The following is a 215-nucleotide window of genomic DNA, read 5'->3' as shown; positions in this document are numbered from 1 at the left end:
TAATAAAGAAGCAGCTCATCTAATTGTTAAATTAGTTGCAGAGAGTGCGTTATAGAAAGGAATTCCTAAAATTTCTTTTTACCGTAGCGGTTTCCAATACCACGGTCGTGTTGCAGCAGTAGCTGACGCAGCTCGCGAAGCTGGTCTACAGTTCTAAGGGAAAAGATTATGTCTAAAGTAGAATCTCAAACCGGTGATCTGAACGAAAAGCTAAT

General features: G+C 40.0%; 1 pseudogene. It reads left to right on the top strand.

Features of this window, described 5'->3' with window-relative positions:
* Positions 1–157: pseudogene (locus V6256_RS15900) on the top strand (50S ribosomal protein L18); the annotation flags it as partial.
* Between the last annotated feature and the right edge of the window lie 58 nt (positions 158–215).

It is taken from the genome of Psychromonas aquatilis (assembly GCF_038155185.1).
Lineage (GTDB): Bacteria > Pseudomonadota > Gammaproteobacteria > Enterobacterales > Psychromonadaceae > Psychromonas > Psychromonas aquatilis.
Note: the sequence above shows the minus strand (reverse complement) of the source record. Positions and strands in the feature narration are given on the sequence as shown.